Annotated in this window: 13 protein-coding genes, 1 tRNA gene and 1 pseudogene; 11 read left to right on the top strand and 4 right to left on the bottom strand. The window is 58.8% G+C overall.

The genetic code is table 11. From position 1 onward, the window contains the following. Positions 1–52: 52 nt before the first annotated feature. Together AB4Y44_RS25965 and AB4Y44_RS25960 are read left to right on the top strand one after the other, a co-directional pair. Positions 53–415, top strand: a complete 363-nt coding sequence (locus tag AB4Y44_RS25965; RefSeq protein ID WP_321899235.1) for a hypothetical protein — start codon at positions 53–55, stop codon at positions 413–415. 322 nt (positions 416–737) lie between these two features. Further along, entirely contained in the window at positions 738–1,982 is a 1,245-nt protein-coding gene (locus AB4Y44_RS25960; RefSeq protein ID WP_368701259.1) for a tyrosine-type recombinase/integrase, read from the top strand. A gap of 30 nt (positions 1,983–2,012) precedes the next feature. On the opposite strand, the gene AB4Y44_RS25955 is transcribed toward AB4Y44_RS25960, so the two are convergent. Beyond that, complete coding sequence (locus AB4Y44_RS25955; protein ID WP_368701258.1) at positions 2,013–2,744, bottom strand: serine protease; 732 nt, start codon at positions 2,742–2,744, stop codon at positions 2,013–2,015. Between the two features lie 66 nt (positions 2,745–2,810). On the opposite strand from AB4Y44_RS25955, the gene AB4Y44_RS25950 reads away from it, so the two are divergent. From AB4Y44_RS25950 to AB4Y44_RS25925, 6 genes are all read left to right on the top strand, one after another. Next, entirely contained in the window at positions 2,811–3,341 is a 531-nt protein-coding gene (locus tag AB4Y44_RS25950; RefSeq protein WP_368701257.1) for a hypothetical protein, read from the top strand. Between the two features lie 484 nt (positions 3,342–3,825). Continuing rightward, the gene (locus tag AB4Y44_RS25945) at positions 3,826–4,026 is read left to right on the top strand and encodes a helix-turn-helix transcriptional regulator (protein ID WP_368701256.1); all 201 of its coding nucleotides are present in this window, start codon (positions 3,826–3,828) and stop codon (positions 4,024–4,026) included. Positions 4,027–4,325: 299 nt separating this feature from the next. Next, a complete protein-coding gene (locus tag AB4Y44_RS25940; protein WP_368701255.1) occupies positions 4,326–6,389 on the top strand; it encodes a VapE domain-containing protein in 2,064 nt (687 codons plus the stop codon). Between the two features lie 373 nt (positions 6,390–6,762). Beyond that, the gene (locus tag AB4Y44_RS25935) at positions 6,763–9,414 is read left to right on the top strand and encodes a hypothetical protein (protein ID WP_368701254.1); all 2,652 of its coding nucleotides are present in this window, start codon (positions 6,763–6,765) and stop codon (positions 9,412–9,414) included. Positions 9,415–9,695: 281 nt separating this feature from the next. Continuing rightward, on the top strand, positions 9,696–10,682 hold the full coding sequence (locus AB4Y44_RS25930; protein WP_368701253.1) for a hypothetical protein: 987 nt from the start codon (positions 9,696–9,698) through the stop codon (positions 10,680–10,682). Positions 10,683–11,120: 438 nt separating this feature from the next. Beyond that, entirely contained in the window at positions 11,121–12,107 is a 987-nt protein-coding gene (locus AB4Y44_RS25925) for a hypothetical protein (RefSeq protein WP_368701252.1), read from the top strand. A 244-nt stretch (positions 12,108–12,351) separates the two neighbouring features. Here the strand turns inward: AB4Y44_RS25925 and AB4Y44_RS25920 are convergent, their stop codons facing one another. Further along, the gene (locus AB4Y44_RS25920) at positions 12,352–13,122 is read right to left on the bottom strand and encodes a hypothetical protein (protein ID WP_368701251.1); all 771 of its coding nucleotides are present in this window, start codon (positions 13,120–13,122) and stop codon (positions 12,352–12,354) included. A gap of 581 nt (positions 13,123–13,703) precedes the next feature. Here AB4Y44_RS25920 and AB4Y44_RS25915 point away from each other — a divergent pair. Then, positions 13,704–13,940: a hypothetical protein gene (locus tag AB4Y44_RS25915; protein ID WP_368701250.1), complete on the top strand. Its 237-nt coding sequence runs from the start codon at positions 13,704–13,706 to the stop codon at positions 13,938–13,940. A 233-nt stretch (positions 13,941–14,173) separates the two neighbouring features. On the opposite strand, the gene AB4Y44_RS25910 is transcribed toward AB4Y44_RS25915, so the two are convergent. Continuing rightward, complete coding sequence (locus AB4Y44_RS25910) at positions 14,174–14,443, bottom strand: hypothetical protein (RefSeq protein ID WP_368701249.1); 270 nt, start codon at positions 14,441–14,443, stop codon at positions 14,174–14,176. A gap of 178 nt (positions 14,444–14,621) precedes the next feature. Beyond that, a tRNA-Ser gene (locus tag AB4Y44_RS25905) sits at positions 14,622–14,712 on the bottom strand. 182 nt (positions 14,713–14,894) lie between these two features. Here AB4Y44_RS25905 and AB4Y44_RS25900 point away from each other — a divergent pair. Both AB4Y44_RS25900 and AB4Y44_RS25895 read left to right on the top strand, forming a co-directional pair. Next, positions 14,895–15,044: pseudogene (locus AB4Y44_RS25900) on the top strand (porin); the annotation flags it as partial. An 82-nt stretch (positions 15,045–15,126) separates the two neighbouring features. Further along, positions 15,127–15,798, top strand: coding sequence for a nitroreductase (locus AB4Y44_RS25895; protein ID WP_368701248.1), 672 nt, complete (start codon positions 15,127–15,129; stop codon positions 15,796–15,798). Positions 15,799–15,824 lie beyond the last annotated feature (26 nt).

Raw genomic sequence — 15,824 nt, 5'->3', positions numbered from 1 at the left:
TGGGACTCGCGGTGAATCGAGCCAGAAAAAGGGCGTTTTCTCGGGGAAGTCATTGAAGCGCATTGCACTCAGCCTGATCATTTTCGGCGCCTTTGCGGCGCCCGCCGCTTTTGCCAAATGCTGGGGCAACGACGCCTTCCAGAACTGCGTCGACGAATCGGGCAATTCGTACACGGTGCAGCGCTTCGGCAACACGTCTACGGTCAACGGGTATCAGCAGAAGCTGCCGGGCGAGGCCTGGGAACAGACCGGTGCGTCCATCGGCGACACGACGTTCATCACGGGGCAGGCCGCCGATGGGTCGACGTGGACCGAGACGATCACGAACTACGGCAACGGCACGCGAACGATCTCGGGGATGGATGGGAAAGGGCTCGTGTACAACAAGTATTGCACGGTGAGCGGGTGTAATTGAGGGCGTTTGGACGTGCCTCGCGCACGTTGATCCCTTTCGGGCGGGCTATTTGACGGCTTGGAAAACAAAAACCCCGTAAGCCATTGAGCTTACGGGGTTTTGGCGTTTCGTTCTGGCGGAGAGAGGGGCCGCCGAGCGGGCATCCATTGCCGTCGAGCAGCGTCCACGCATCGCTCGCAAAGCCGCGCCAAGTCTAGGTTACAGCATCCAGCAATGTCCACGCTACTGTTCTATAATCTAAATACTGATGATGGGGTGGAAGATGGGGGATGGTAGCTAGACTATCCATCAATCCTCGTCGGCAAAGTAGGAGGGCGGAGAAATGCCGAAGAAAGCCAAAGAACTTGCCGCGATAGAGGTCTCCCGCCTTGCGTCGCCCGGCTTGCACTTCGTCGGTGGCGTTGCAGGGCTTGCGCTGCTCGTTGCCGAGAGCGGTGCGCGAAGCTGGATTCTGCGCGTTGTCATTGGCGGGAAGCGTCGGGACATGGGCCTCGGCGGCTATCCCGACGTTACCCTCGCGCTCGCAAAAGAGGCTGCGCGGACGGCGCGAGAGCGCATTCGTGCTGGCGTCGATCCGATTGAAGAGGCACGGGCCGCGAAGAGCGCACTTGCTGCCGCGCAAGCCTCCGCGATTACATTCGAGCAAGCCGCGAAAACCTACATGAGTGGTAAAGAGGGCGAGTGGGGCAACGCCAAGCACCGCGCGCAATGGCAGAGCACCCTCGAAACCTACGCGTATCCGGTCATTGGCAAATTGCTTGTGCGCGATATTGAGCTCTCGCATGTGCTGCGCGTGTTGGAGCCGATGTGGAAGGAGAAGACCGAAACGGCATCGCGCGTGCGCGGACGCATTGAAAAGATTCTCGATTGGGCCACCGTGCGCGGCTATCGCGCGGGACCGAACCCGGCTCGCTGGAAAGGGCACCTTGAGAATACTCTCGCCAAGCCATCGAAAATCGCGGCGGTCGAGCATCATGCCGCGCTCGACTTTCGCGAGATCGGTGGCTTTATGACGCAGTTGCGCGCGCACGAGGGCATGGGCGCACGAGCGTTGGAGTTCGCCATCCTTACCGCAGCCCGTTCGGGCGAAGTGCGCGGCGCGACGTGGAGCGAGATCGACCTCGACGGGGGAGTCTGGGCCATTCCCGCTGCGCGCATGAAGGCCAAGCGCGACCATCGCGTTCCGCTCTCGGGGCCTGCCGTAGCCCTGCTTCGGGCCTTGCCGCGATTCGGCAGCCTCGACCTTGTATTCCCGAGCACAAAGGGCGCGCCACTTTCCGACATGACGCTCACAGCGGTACTGCGCCGGATGAACCTAGAGGTGACCGCGCACGGCTTCCGTTCGACCTTCCGCGACTGGACCGCAGAGCGCACCGCGTTCCCGCGCGAGGTATGTGAGATGGCTCTCGCGCACACGATCTCGAACGAGGTAGAAGCGGCCTATAGGCGCGGAGATCTCTTTGCGAAACGCCGCAGGCTAATGGACGAGTGGGCGCGGTACTGCGGGACCGTGGGCAAGGCTGGCGAGGTCGTGCCGCTTCGCGCGCGGAAAGGGGCGAAGGCATAAGCGCGCGGCGACTGGAAGAAATGCGAGAGTTCAGTCGCCAGCATTCTGGGATTGAATGAGTTGCATAAGCGTCTTGCCTTCGAACTCCGCCCACGCCTGTCCCCGGAGTCGCGCGAACGCAATCGCCGTTCCGTAGTAAATGATGCGGCTGGTCGTGCTTATCTCAATCCGCTCCTTCGTCTCAGTGACCTGCACAATTTCCTCTCGCTGCTCGACAATCTCTTCGCTCCTTGCATAGCCAGTCGCCCATCCAACGACTTGCGTTCCAACAAATACAGGACAGCCGCTCATTCCCTTTGGCACCGCGATGTTTAGTTCAAGTTCATCGCTCACGAACGTCACGTGACCTTTCAAGAGTCTCATCTCCTTCCCGGCCCCTCTGCGCTCGTGACTCGGAATTCCGATCAGTTGAACGTCCATGCCGCCCAATACATCTTCATCAGTGACTGCGAGAAAGCGTGTCACCGGCAGGTTGACGCGAAAGATCGCGAGATCATGGGAGTGAAACAACATAGACCGCGTAATCAAACACGCGATGTCCTTCCCATCCTGCCGAACGAGAGCAACAAGGCACTTGCCCGGCGGAATATCCTCCGGCCTCGGAATCACGTGTCGAGCGGTAATTGCATCGCCGCGCTTGGTGACAAAGAAGCCAGTGCCCAGAAAGACATAAGACTCCAGCGTTACGGCATTGCTGTCGCCATCAACTAACAGAAGAGGGAAAATAAACTCCCGACTGTCGTCCAAGATAAGCTTCGTCATGCACACTCCTAAACTCAGAATCTGAGATAAAGTCCACTCCAGACTACGAAGCGCGGGCCAAACAACGTGGACACAACGACAGTAAGCGCGGAACTGGAGCCTCAACTACGTCTCTACCGCAGGCTTTTCCTCGCCAGGCAGGATCTGCATGAGGCGAGCGCGATCATAGAAGAAACGCTTCGCGCGAACTTCCCGTTTCCGAGGTACGAGGAGCCTGGTGTATTGCACCTGTCGCTAACCACGGCTCTCGCAATCGCGTACGCGAGGCCCTTCGTAAATTCGCGCGGCAACGCAACAGTCGCCGACCGCACAGTCCCCGGTTCATTGCTTCGCGTGTACACCCGGAAGGAGCGCGCGCTGCACGAAGTCCTCATAGACTTCCGCAACCGCGAAATAGCCCACACAGATGCTGATATCTTAGAGCTTTCCCTGCAACTGTTCCCGGCGGGTGATGGCAGCATCTCCAGAGCCACTCGCCATCCGTATCGACGGGCTGAGCTAAGGGCGCTCCAAAAGATGATCGACAAACTGCTAAAGGAACTCGAGCGGCGTTGTGCGGAACTCCGGCGCGTTCTCCCCTTGGAGGTTTGGCTCTAAGGTCTGGTCGAAACAGATCAGCCGTTCGCGCGGCAATTTGCGGACTTTAGGGGAGATTCTGGGTGTATCAACCGCGATTGAATGTGGCGCGGGCGTAAAAACGCGCACGTACGCGTAGGTTACGGGGCGACGTGGTGCGACGTGGTGCGGGGCGAACGAACGGCATGGCGGCCCGCGTCGTGCGTTGCCGGGGCATCCGGTTTTCGGAAACACCCCCGTCCGGGGCGGGGCGGCGTCGGTGTGCGCGGCCATCGCGTTGCGCGGACACAACGCACGCACATGGCGCGCAACCCGGCGACGAATCTACTTGCGTCCGATCGGCCATAGTCCATAATTGATCCACCGTCAATGAACGCCGCCCACGCACGGCCCGCACGCACCATTTCGTATTGCTAAACATTCGCGGTTTCATCCTTCGTATCTCGGACAAGCACAGTCCCACAGGCTGGCCTCTCGGCAAGCCACTTTCGAAGGAGCCTCCGTAATGTCTACCGCTATTCAAATTCTACGCTTGCCCGAAGTGTGCGCGCGATGCGCACTGCGCCGCTCGACCATTTATAAAAAGGTCGCAGCTGGCGAATTTCCAACTCCTATCAAACTCGGCACCAAAGCCTCTGGTTGGCTTGAAAGCGAGGTGGAGGCGTGGCTAGCAGAGCAGGTTCGCCAGTCGCGGGGGGTGAAATGAGCTACTTTGACTTCGGCACGCACCACCGCCCGCGTCTCGCTGAACTCACAACGTTTAAGGACGCTGCGCATAGGCTCGGCATCAAGAGCGAAGAAATAATTATCGACCGCCGAGTGCATCACGCACCGTACGGGACCGGCTCTTACATTGCAATCCTCGGCTTCACAGGCGTTGTGTGGGTGCGCGTTGTGAAGCGCGAACCGGGGGAGCTCGCGATAATCTGCTACTTACAAGGCGGACCAATGCGCGCAACACATCTCGCGCGGGAGATGTTCGCACGACTTGAAATGGAGTCCTAAATGCAAGCCGAAAACCTTTCGAAAGATGAAGAGACCGCTGTGGCGGCGATGAGAGGAATGGTGGAAAAGTATGTGCGGTGCGGGGTTGAACTCGTGCCCGTGCGGCCACGCACAAAGCGACCTTACAATCCGGCGCACCCGAAGGGAGAGAACTGGGAGCGGTACCCTTTTACAGACCCGAAGCAAGCAGGCGCGCACTGGGATGAACACCAGCACGACAATGCAAGCTGGCTGATGGGGGAGTGCTTCGTCGCGCTCGATTTCGACGTGCAGAGCGGGAAGCAGGGACGGAGGACACTGGCGTGGCTCGCGCAGAATTACCCGGCCATCCGCGCGACCCTCACGCAGAGATCGCCGTCCGGTGGCTGGCATAAGTTTTTTGAACTAAAGCCCGCGCAGCGCGGAAAACTAGGGAAGCACGCCAATGCGAACCTTGGCCCTTGGGGGAAGCAATCTGGGCTCGATATCATCGCGGGAGCGGCGACGGTGCTGCTTGAACCCTCGCGCACAATGTCAGGGGAGTATCGGTGGAAGAACCCGAGCGCGGAAGTTCTCGAAATGCCAGACGATCTTTTCGCACTCCTGATGGTGCTCGAAAAACCCGGTACCGTTGGCCGTGTGAAGCTCGACCCCGCGACGACCGCGTTGCTGCGGTGGGGTTGGTTTGACGGCTGTGGGCATGCGTCGCCACGCGAGGCGCGCGCGGCAGCCTACCGCACGATGATGATGGCCGGACTCGGGCCTGAAGAGATCGCTGCGGAAATCGAGCGCAGTTTGCTGCGGCGGGACGGGGGTGGGAAACAAAAGGATCTGACCGCAGAGGCTTTGCGGGAAGACATTGGGAGAGTATTGGCGCAGCCTCCCGAACCTGTGCTAAGTGCCAGAGGGAGCACGCTTGATACGCTCGACCGCGCAGCCGATAAGAAGATTCTCGCCAGCGAGGCAAATCTCGCGCATGTGCTCGCGAATCCGGATATCTGCGGCATGGCGTTCGTGTTCGATATGTTTCAGCAAGGCGTGCTGGTGACGGAACGCGGGAGCCCGACATGTCGTGCGCTGGAAGAAAGCGACTATGCCGAAGTGCGCGTGAGGCTTAGCAACGCGGGCTTTCAGCGGATTGCGAAAGATCTGATTCGGGATTTAATCTTCCGTGAGGCAATGATAAACAAATTTGACTCCGCGCAAGCATGGCTTTCTGCGTTGGAGTGGGACGGCACGCCGAGAGTTGAAGAATTCCTTCCGCGCTACCTTGGTACCGAGGCTTCTCCGTATCACCGCGGCATCGGACTCTATTGGTGGACCGCGATGGCGGGGCGAGTGATGAAGCCCGGAGTGAAGGCCGACATGGCGCCGATTCTCGTAGGCAAGCAAGGACTGAAGAAGTCGACCGCGCTGCAGCGACTTGTCCCGGAGGAAATGCATTTCGCGGAAATCTCCCTCAGCACGAAGGACGAGGAACTGACGCGGTTGGTACAAGGGAAGTTGATTTGCGAGATGGCGGAGTTGAGCGGGCTCTTCGGTCGCGACCGCGATGCAACGAAAGCTTATCTCACGAAGCAATACGACCGCGCGCGGCCTCTCTACGAATCCCACGTCGTGAGTCATCCGCGCCGCTTTATCATTTGCGGCACGACGAATGAAGACGACTTCCTGAGCGACCCAACTGGGGAGCGCCGCTGGCTGCCTTTCACGGTTGAGAAGATTGACCTCGATGCAATTACGCGCGACCGCGATCAGCTTTGGGCTGAGGCGCGAGAGATGTTTGCGCGTACCGGCGTAGCTCACGCGGTCCCAGGTCAACTCGAAGGTCAGCGGGAATTCCGCCGCGTGAGCGTACTGGCTGAAAGCCTAGAAGAATGGATTGCGCGCGAAGCCCCCAATCGCCCTTTCACGCTCTCGGAAGCGATCTCGGGAGTGACAGGCGACTTCGCGGTCAATACGAAGAAGCACGAGAAAGCCTACACGGATGCGCTGCGGGAACTGGGGTTCACGCGCAAGCAACAGAGGCTGAATGGGGACAAGAAATGGTATTGGGTGCGCGCGGAGCCGCACGATGGGGGGTGATGGTGCGGCGACGGGGGCGGTGTGGGGACAAAATTGCGTCCACTGCGGTCGATTGGTTTCCGCCATAGTCCGGTGTCCCCGATGTCCTCTGTCCTCACCTATTTGCAAAACCCCCACGCATACGGCCATACGCCTAGCAATAGCACGGCCGTGTGTATATGCGTACACATACACTATATATATATTTCTAATTTTAAGAAAAGGAGAGGACGGCGAGGACATCGGCGCAAACCCATGCCGGGTGGGCGTTTCGGGCGTCCCTAGGTAGTGGGGGCGTGCCGGGGACACCGGGGACGCACACATGGCGGCGCGGGCCGCGTAGCACTCGAATATTCGACCCGTTCCTCAAGATTAACGTTTAGGAGTTCAAATCGTGCCTAACATTGATGATCTTTTTCCAGATGCTCCGGCTGCGGCGGTGCCAGTGCCTGCACCTGCGCCGTTGCCCGAAGGCGCGAAACCTTTGCCTGCTGCAGGTTCACGCAAGCCTTCGAGAGGGCTATCGCGCGAGACACCGCGCAAGGGCAACGTGGATGAGCTATTCGCTCCAGCGCGCGGAACCGTTGATAATCTCTTCGGACCCAGCAACGCGAAAGAAGAGCCGGCGACGAGTCCTCTCGCGCACAGTCGCGCTGCGCTTCCGGCGCGGGCGGAGGGGCTGGGGAAAGCGGTGGATGCGCCGAGCCCCGGGGACATTGCGCGAAACAGCGCGGATCTGGGTAGCGGTGTTGTGCGGCAGGTAGGGCTCTTCGTGCGCGCGGTAGGGCATGCGGCGGCAGGTGCAGTCGAAGGCATTGAGCGCGTGAACCCATTCGATCCGCACAATGATCCCGCGAGCATTGTTGCGAGCCGTGCGAGCGGCAGGGCGCAAGCTCCAACCGTCGCGCAGATGCTTGAGGGGGAAGTGGACAAGCGCACACCGGAGCCAGCGACGGGCCTTGAGCGCGGAGTTGAAACTGCGACGGAATTCGCCGCGAGCCTCGCGATGCCGGGGCTACCGGGCGCGGCGCGCGTGACGCCAATTAGCAATCGCGCGGCAGGGCTCGGCTCGTCGCTTGCTTCGACCGCAGGCACGCACGCGGGAGATGCCCTGGGGCAATTGAGCGATGGTCTGTTCCGCACGACGCGCAGCGCGGAAGCGCGCATGGGGCAGTGGGTGAATGACTTGCGCGCGCACATGCCGAAGAACTGGAATGAGATGGCGCAACGCATTGATCGAAGTTTCGAAGATGCGAGCATCAAGCTCTCGCCGGAAGAGCAAAAGATGAAGCTCAACGTGCAGCTTATCAACGGCAAGAACGCGAAGATGCGGGAGGAACTCCGGGCCCTCGGCTACGACGTGGGACCGGACGAGCCGGGGTACGTGGGTTCGCGCGTGCCGATTGAACAGCAAGGAGTGTTGAGCACCGTGCGGAACGTTGTGCCGACGGGGAGGGCGCGCGGACTTAGCACTTTCGCCCCGGAGCTTCAGGGCCGGAAAATCTTTGGCATGGAGTCTCGCGACCCGGACGCGGGAGAGATGAATCTCCACATGATGCAGAATCCGAACGGCACGTTCACGGTCTGGCGCAATGGCGAGAAGATCGGCGGGGGAAAGCTCGGGCCGGATGACCTCGCAAACCGCGAGGTGAACTACATGGGCGAGCGCTTTGCCCTCACGCCCTCGACCAAGGCGAAGATCATGGAGCACACGCCGCAGCGGTACTATGAGGATCCGATGCTCGCGGCAGTCATGTCGAATGTGCGATTGGGCCGCGCGCTCGACCACGCGCAATTCCTCGAACAGGTGAAGCTGTCGCCGGAGTTCAAGCAAATTGCAACGACCGCGCGGGAGGCTCTACCCGGCTGGCGCGAAGTGCAGATACCTCAATTTCGCGGCATGAAGTTCGACCCGCGCGCAGCAGATGTGCTGGACGATTTCGCCTATAGCGCGCACCAAGGCGGCTACAAGGTCCTGCATGATGTCTCGCGCGCACTGGTCGGTTCGATGTTCTGGAACCCTCTGCCTCACGCGTTTAACATCTCGGACTTTGGGTTAATCGAGCGCGGGCTTGTAGGCAACATCGGCGCGGTGGCGCGGTTGCCGCAGGAGGTCCGCATGATGCTCAAGGCGCATGAGCAGGTCGCAACGCTCGGCCGTGACTATCGCGCGGCGATTAAGGAGGGCGCGGGGCTCCAGCACGCCGCGAACATGTCGCGCGGATTCGCGGATAAGCTCGCGAAGCAGCTTGGCACTGCGCCGGAGATGAGCGGCGTCGCTCGCGCATGGGGCTATGCGAATCCGGTGGAGATGATTCGGCGCGTCTACGCGTCGGCTAACGCGCACCTCTGGTCTTGGAGCGATACCTTGATGATGCACGCTTACTATGCGCGGCAGGCAAAAGGGGCCTCGCTTCCCGAGGCAATTAAAGAAACCGAGAGCATCATGCCGAACTACCGGCTGCCTTCGCGCATCCTCGGCTCGCGCGCCGTGGCGCAAGTCATGCAGGTAGTGCCAACGTTCGCGCGATATGACTATGGGCGCTTTGCTGCCTATGGGAATATTGCGAAGAGCCTCGTGCGCGGTAACCCGCAGGAGAAAGCCCGTGCCCTCGACCGGCTGGCGATGCTCGCTGTTTCCAGCTTCGTGATCTACCCGGCGCTCGATCGCGCGGTACAGACCGTGACGGGTGAGCCCAATGCGCGAGTCCGTCGCTTCGGCCTCTCCTCCATCCCCGATGCGATCTACCGCTTCGCGAGTGGCGATGCGAAGTATTCCTCGCTCTTTGGCGCGATCATGGGCGTCTCGCCAGTGTTTAGCGTCCCGACCGCGCTAGCGACAGGCGAGGATCCATTCACCGGCAAGAAGTTTCAGAACCTTGGCGACGCGATGAAGTTCGCGGCGGAGCAAATCTCCCCGGTTCAAACCGCGATGGAGTATCAGGGGCTCGGAGGTAGGAAGACTGGCGGGGAGTTATTGGCCGAGCAACTAGGCATTCAATTGCCTGCCACGAAGCGCCGGGGAAAGAAGCAGGAAGATAGGTGAGGGCGGGTAGCCAGAGGGCTATGGCGCATAAGACCAGATTTTCGCGATGCTGCTGCGCCGAACGGTCACGTGAACGAGATCATGCAGATCGCATAAATTCTCTGGCGTGCTTTACGGATGAAGCGAGTAGAAGGCGGAGGACGGTCGGGGTGCGCGCTCGCGAAGCACGTTCGCCAAGATGATTGAATGGCTCATCGTCCTCTGTAATCCACCTCCCACTCACGCTAGAGCCCCGGGTAATATTGTTGCTACTTTCCAGAACTCTCCAATCGGAGGCGTGAGTGATTGTCTCGAGACATGATTTCTCGCGGGCGACAAAAGAAACCTTGGCTAAACGTGCCGCGCAGTGTTGCACAAACCCGGACTGCGGCCGAGCGACTAGCGGACCGCACGAAGACGAGCGCAAGGCGGTGAACCTTGGCGTGGCCGCTCATATCACAGCGGCGGCTCCCGGTGGTCCGAGATACAACAAAAGTCTGTCGCCAGAAGAACGGTCCGGTATCGGGAACGCGATATGGCTTTGCCAGAGTTGTGCAAAGCTAATCGACAGCGACGTTATCCGCTTCTCGGAGGAGTTGCTGATGATGTGGAAGCGAAAGCACGAGGAGACCACGAAGCAAAGGATGATCTCGCTAGTTGTCTCAGATGCGGCGCGCGGGTTGGGGGTATTACATATTTCCGCTATCTATACACATCTGTCCGCAGATAAACGTGCTTGCGTAGTCGATTTTCGCGTATCGAATCCCAGTGGCGTTGATATTCTAATCAATGCAGTTGAATTTGAGGTTCTGGAGTTTTTTAGAAGATTTCCGCTAGGCCGAGCGAACTATTCGGCAACTTACGACGTTGATCTTAGCGAGACCATTGAATACATGGCGGTGGCTGAGTGTCAAGTTGCGCAAATCTTGAAGCCTGGAGAAGCTGATCGCTTTGCGATCGTTGTATCAGCGACGTCGCTGGCAGCAGTATGTGCCGCTTGGAAGTTTGCGGTACGGTTAAAAACAAATCACGGTGTCTTCGACGGGCCCAATATTGATGTCGTGTTTTCGGCGGATGAGACTCCCGTCGCATTTGACGTCGTGCGTCGAATTTTGAAAGAAAAAATTCTGATGCAGTTTGAAAAATATTCTGAGCAATTAACGCTCAATCCGGAGAATCGCCAGTACATTATGAGCGCGCGGCCCGGTTCGTACGGAGGCTTCACTACTCTCATGGGCGAATTGTTATCCGAATATTCGGGTCCCTCACCTATTGTTGATGCGGAATAAGCCCCTTCGACATGTATGTCGAAGCGACCGACTGGGGACGGGCTTCAGGTCCCCTAGCGGTTGAGGAGATAACTAACGTTGTTCATCGGTCGGACGTGAAGTTGCTTCGTTTGTGTTGCTCGCGTGCAGCGCTGCCCGATCTTCGTATATGTCGCCAGGAAGGATTGATCACGGCGGATTGCGGGTCGAGCGTTAGAGTGGCAGCTTTTGCACCGTCCTCTGTTGCTTTCAATCTTTACGGAGTATCGGTGATGGCTGGTATCTACCGAGTCGCGCAAACAGAAATTGGCGACTAAGATCGAACGAACGCGGATATTATCTTTCGCATCGGCGAAGCACCTCGGAACAACAACTTCGAACTAGTCGTGGAGGTGATCTATGCAACCAATACTGTCCGCAGTATCCATTTCACCTTACATCAAGTCCGGAGTGGCGCTCGTGGCATTTGCCATCGCCATCGCACTTTACGCTTACCGGGCTCATTTAAGAAATCTAGAAAGCCTGATCCAGTCAGCTAGGCCCGCAGACCGGGCGAAACTGGCGACGTCCGCACTGGAGAGATTAAATATTTCTACAGAGCGAATGACTAGGGATCAAATATTCATACTCGCGCAAGAGCAATTGCGTGAAAGGAGACATAGGCTAACCCTTATGTTAATCGGTGCTATCGTGTTATTTGCGCTACTCGCAGCGGTTGCAATTGAGGCAATCATTCATGATCAACCCGTTCCACCATCGCCCGTTGCCAGTAATAGAGATAGTACTCAACCAATCGCTGCATCTGAAAGTTCTCACGTGCTGCCAAAGGGAAGTATTGAGGAGGCGCTACATGGAAAAACTATCCTGTATGTCCTCGTCAGCAACAATATCATCTGGGTTCTCACCGGAGAAGTGATACCCGGGGACGTCCGCTCGAACCCGACAGGGGATAAATATCCAGTGCAACAGGTGAATTTGGTTAAAATCGCATCTCGTCATAAGGTCGATACAGTTAAGGTTGCAAACTCACCTATAACCGATAGCAATCTTATTTATGAAAAAGATGGTTATATCTATGTGATCATCAACTATCGAGTCCCGCCGGATACGGAATGGTCTAACGCGAGCACGCGGTACAGATTCAATATTAACCCATTTCATGATTTGGGTGCTGAAACTCTGTTTACCGACAAGAATTGGGGTGCCTTTCCAATGTTTCTGAATGGTCATCTTCAATATTTCAGCTACGAAGTAAATAGTAATAAAAGGTATTATTGGGTTGTAGATAATCAGCCTGGCGCCGATACCACCAAGGAGGAGGCGATAAAGGAGTGGGATTCCGAAACCGCAAAGAGTAGCGATGGGATTATGCCTTTCAATGGCGTTGATCGAGATCGCATAATTGAGTCGATATCCGGCTATTCGAACTCACATCAACCAGACTGAGGACATGGTGGATTCTTTCTGCGCAGCACCGGTCGCGGAGGTGGAGTGCCGACGATGAAGGGTCATGGCTCGTGCGAGGCAGCATGAGCGGCACAAGCATCGCCGGATGTCGGCAATAGCAAGGCCGGGTGCAGCGTACGACAACGTTGCGTCGGTGCTGCTCCAAACGGCGACTCAATGGCAGGCTAGCCTCGCGCGCGCAATCGGCAACAGATCTCAAATGTGTGCGCTTTGCTGCGCTGCGTTACTTAATGGCAGCTTCGGCGAGGGCGCGGAGGCGCTTTTCGAGGCCGTCCTTTAGCTCCTTCATGCTGCGGAAAAAAATCGTCGGATAGTCCTTGAGATCAAATTGAAGCGGGGTGCCCGTTCGAGCCACGTAAATCGGAAGCTTGCCAATCCCGTGCGCAAAGCCTGCTTCGTAGAACACATTCGGTTTCGGGTGGGTCACGTCGACAATGACGTACTGTGCGCGCCTAATGGACTCTAGGATGCGGTCCGTAATCCGCTCGCTAGCCTGCACTTCGTCAATGCGCTCTGCTGTAATGCCACAGCGCATAGCGCCTTCTTTGATTGCATCGAGCACGTCTTCCAAGGCGGGGTCGTTCGGATCAATCGCCATCACGATGAAGGCATAGCCCTGCTGGACGGTTGCCTCAATACCGACTTCCGTTTGTGGCTTTGTCGCCGCATTCGCTGTCGGAATCATCCCGGACTTTAGTCTGCCAATCGCGTCGTCGATCATGTCGATAACCATCGGGATAACCGGCTCCGAATAGATACGGTCAAACATGTGATCGAAAAGATCCACGTTACGCATAATCATTCCGCCGACTGCTGGCGGCGGGGAGATTGTGAACACTTTCAGGCAGCCAAGCTGCGCGACCTCTCTGTGCACCCAAGCCTTTTCTTGGTTTATCTCCTCCCGCAACGTTTGGTCATTAATGCGCTCCCACTCGCGCAACCTGACTTTGAAGGTTCCCAGCCGTTTGATGCGGTCTTCGATTTCCTGCTGCATTGTTGGTCCTTGGAAGCGTGGGGCAGAAAATCGACATTTTACTCGTGCTGTCCGCGTGGTCCGGTGCGTGCTGCGAACGTCGTGAGCCTGTCGTGGCTCGGTAGGCCGTGTAGGCGGCGGAACCGATGGAGGTTCGCTTGTCTGTTCAGTGAGCCTAGGTCAAGCGCTTGGCTGCGAATGGGCAAGGATGCGCGGGTGATAGGTGGGCTATCAACCGCAGTTCTTCCACCGTTTTCGCGCTGCAACATAAGGGAGGGTCATTGCGCGCTCAACGGCGATGATTTTTTGCCCCCTCCCCTGGGCCTGGCCGTGCAGCCTTCCCCGGAGTCCGATTCGCCCGACGCGCATCGAGAACATGCTCCCCGCGCGTTGCGCTCAGTCGCCGGGAACGGCTCGCGCCGATCCAGTAATATCCGATCACCACATTGACGGGGCGCGGTCACTATGAAAAGGGCTTTTGCATTCGGGCTATCGTTCGCTCTGACGGCATGTGCCTATAACGTCTCGATGATGCCGAGAGATTCCGGGAAGATTTATACCGGGTCGCTGCACGGGTTGTCTACTCCGGTCCAGTTGTGCGGGTGGCATCAAACGACACGTTTGGCTTTGCCACCGCCTACGGCGTCAATAGTCGCGGCCAGTCGGCCACGGCGATTAGCTCCGCTTCTTCAATCGGAGACAAATACGCGAAGGCAATTCTTTCGAGCGCCGACGGCCACGGCCTGCGCTGCGATCTGGTCGGCCAGTTCCCTGCCGCTGGCGGCGTCTGCGTAGACGATCAACGCCGAGTCTATGACGTGGTAATGGTCGCAAAGTGACCGGCGATGGCGCTTGTGAAGGTCCCCCGCAACGGTGCCGCGGAGGTGTGGCCCATTCTCCTGCGCCAGTTAGCCAACCTATCACCCGCAGTTCTTTGCCCCAAACTCTGCGCGACCACAGGACAGGGCTATATCCCCCTCGCGCGTTCGCGAATTTTCCCCCCACCCCCGGCTGATCCGCGCGGGAGTGCTAGGGTGGGGCCCGGCGAGGCGTTCATCTACCGCGTCGCGCCTTACTTCTGCTCCATCTGCTCTCGTTGCTGTTGCAGCAATGCCGCTTGTTGCCGCAATAGTTCGGCTTGTTGCTGGAGCAGTTCGGTTTGCGCGTTCGATTCTTCCGCGCGCTGATACGCGCCATAGATGGAGCCTTGGGCTTGCGGCTGCGATTGCGGCAGGACCATGTAAGTCCGTCCATCGGAGCCAATGACGGTCTGTGCGTGCGCGGCGACCGCGAACGTAGCGGCTAGGAAGGGAAGCAGCTTGGTTGAATACATGGCGGTCACCTCGCGCGCCCGGTAGGGGCGCTGGCGCGAGTGTAGCTCTGGCCGGTGACGTGCGGAAGCGATGCCGCGCCATTGCGCAAACGCGATGCGTTCGGGGCGGGCGACGATTTGGGAATGATGGGCCGGATGATGGGGCGCGTCGAAAATCGCCCGGAAACCCGCATCAATTGGGGGTGTTTGGCGGAGAGAGGGGGATTCGAACCCCCGATAGGCTATTAACCTATACACGCTTTCCAGGCGTGCGACTTAAACCGCTCATCCATCTCTCCGGCGGGAGGCGAATTATAGCAGACTCCGCGCGCCGGAGGAAAGCGCCCGCGCCGCGCCTGGCATGATCTGCGCTTTGCAGAGTCTCCGGCGCCGCTTAAGCAACGCAGAAATCGTTCGTTCCCCGCTTGCCGGGCATTCCGTGACGTTGCCGCGCCGACCTTGCAGCCGCCTCGCAAGGACCGCGCTCGCCGGCTATCAGAAGGCGAGCGGCCGCACGCTCGACGCCAAGGGTCCGACTGTCGTTGCGCAGGCATCGATCGGCGACTTTGGCGTGAGCTCGGGCGCCGACAATCAGGCGCTCGTCGTGGTGGGCATCCGTCACAAGTTCTGACGCCAACGCGGACCTATGTGGCGTCGGCAGCCGCGCGGGGGATCGCCGATAATGCTTCGTCGATCCCCCGAGGAGAATCTGCTTGAAGGTCAGCGAAGCCGTCACCAGCCGCAGGTCCGTGCGCCAGTTTTTGCCCGATCCAGTGGACCCCGCCGTCATCCGCCGCGTGCTCGATACCGCTGCGCGCGCGCCCTCGGGCGGCAATCTGCAGCCTTGGCATGTTCATGTCGTCGGCGGCGAATCGCTCGCGAAGCTCAAGTCGATCATGGCCGATCGCATTGCGCAGGCGCCGGCGGGCGAGCCGATGGAGTACGACGTGTATCCGCGCGAGCTGGGTTCGCCGTATCGCGAACGTCGTTTTCAGGTGGGCGAGGATCTTTACCGCAGCATCGATGTGGCGCGCGAGGACCGGCCCGGCCGGCTACGACAATTCGCGCGCAACTACGCGTTTTTCGATGCGCCGCTCGCGCTCTTTTGCAGCGTGGATCGTCAGATGGGGCCGCCGCAATGGGCCGACCTCGGCATGTTCCTGCAGACGGTGATGCTGCTCCTGCGCGAAGCCGACCTGCATAGCTGCGCGCAGGAATGCTGGGCGCGCTACGCGCAGAGCGTTGGCGAGTTTCTCGCCTTGCCGCGCGAACGCATGGTGTTCTGCGGCATGGCGATCGGTCACGAAGACGCGGACGCGCCCATCAACCAGTGGCGCTCGGCGCGCGTCCCGCTCGACGAATTCGTGCAATTCGACGGCATTTGAATCTTATGAATAACTAACGTTACCAA

Source organism: Paraburkholderia sp. BR10937 (genome assembly GCF_040965695.1).
Taxonomy (GTDB): domain Bacteria; phylum Pseudomonadota; class Gammaproteobacteria; order Burkholderiales; family Burkholderiaceae; genus Paraburkholderia.
Note: the sequence above shows the minus strand (reverse complement) of the source record. Positions and strands in the feature narration are given on the sequence as shown.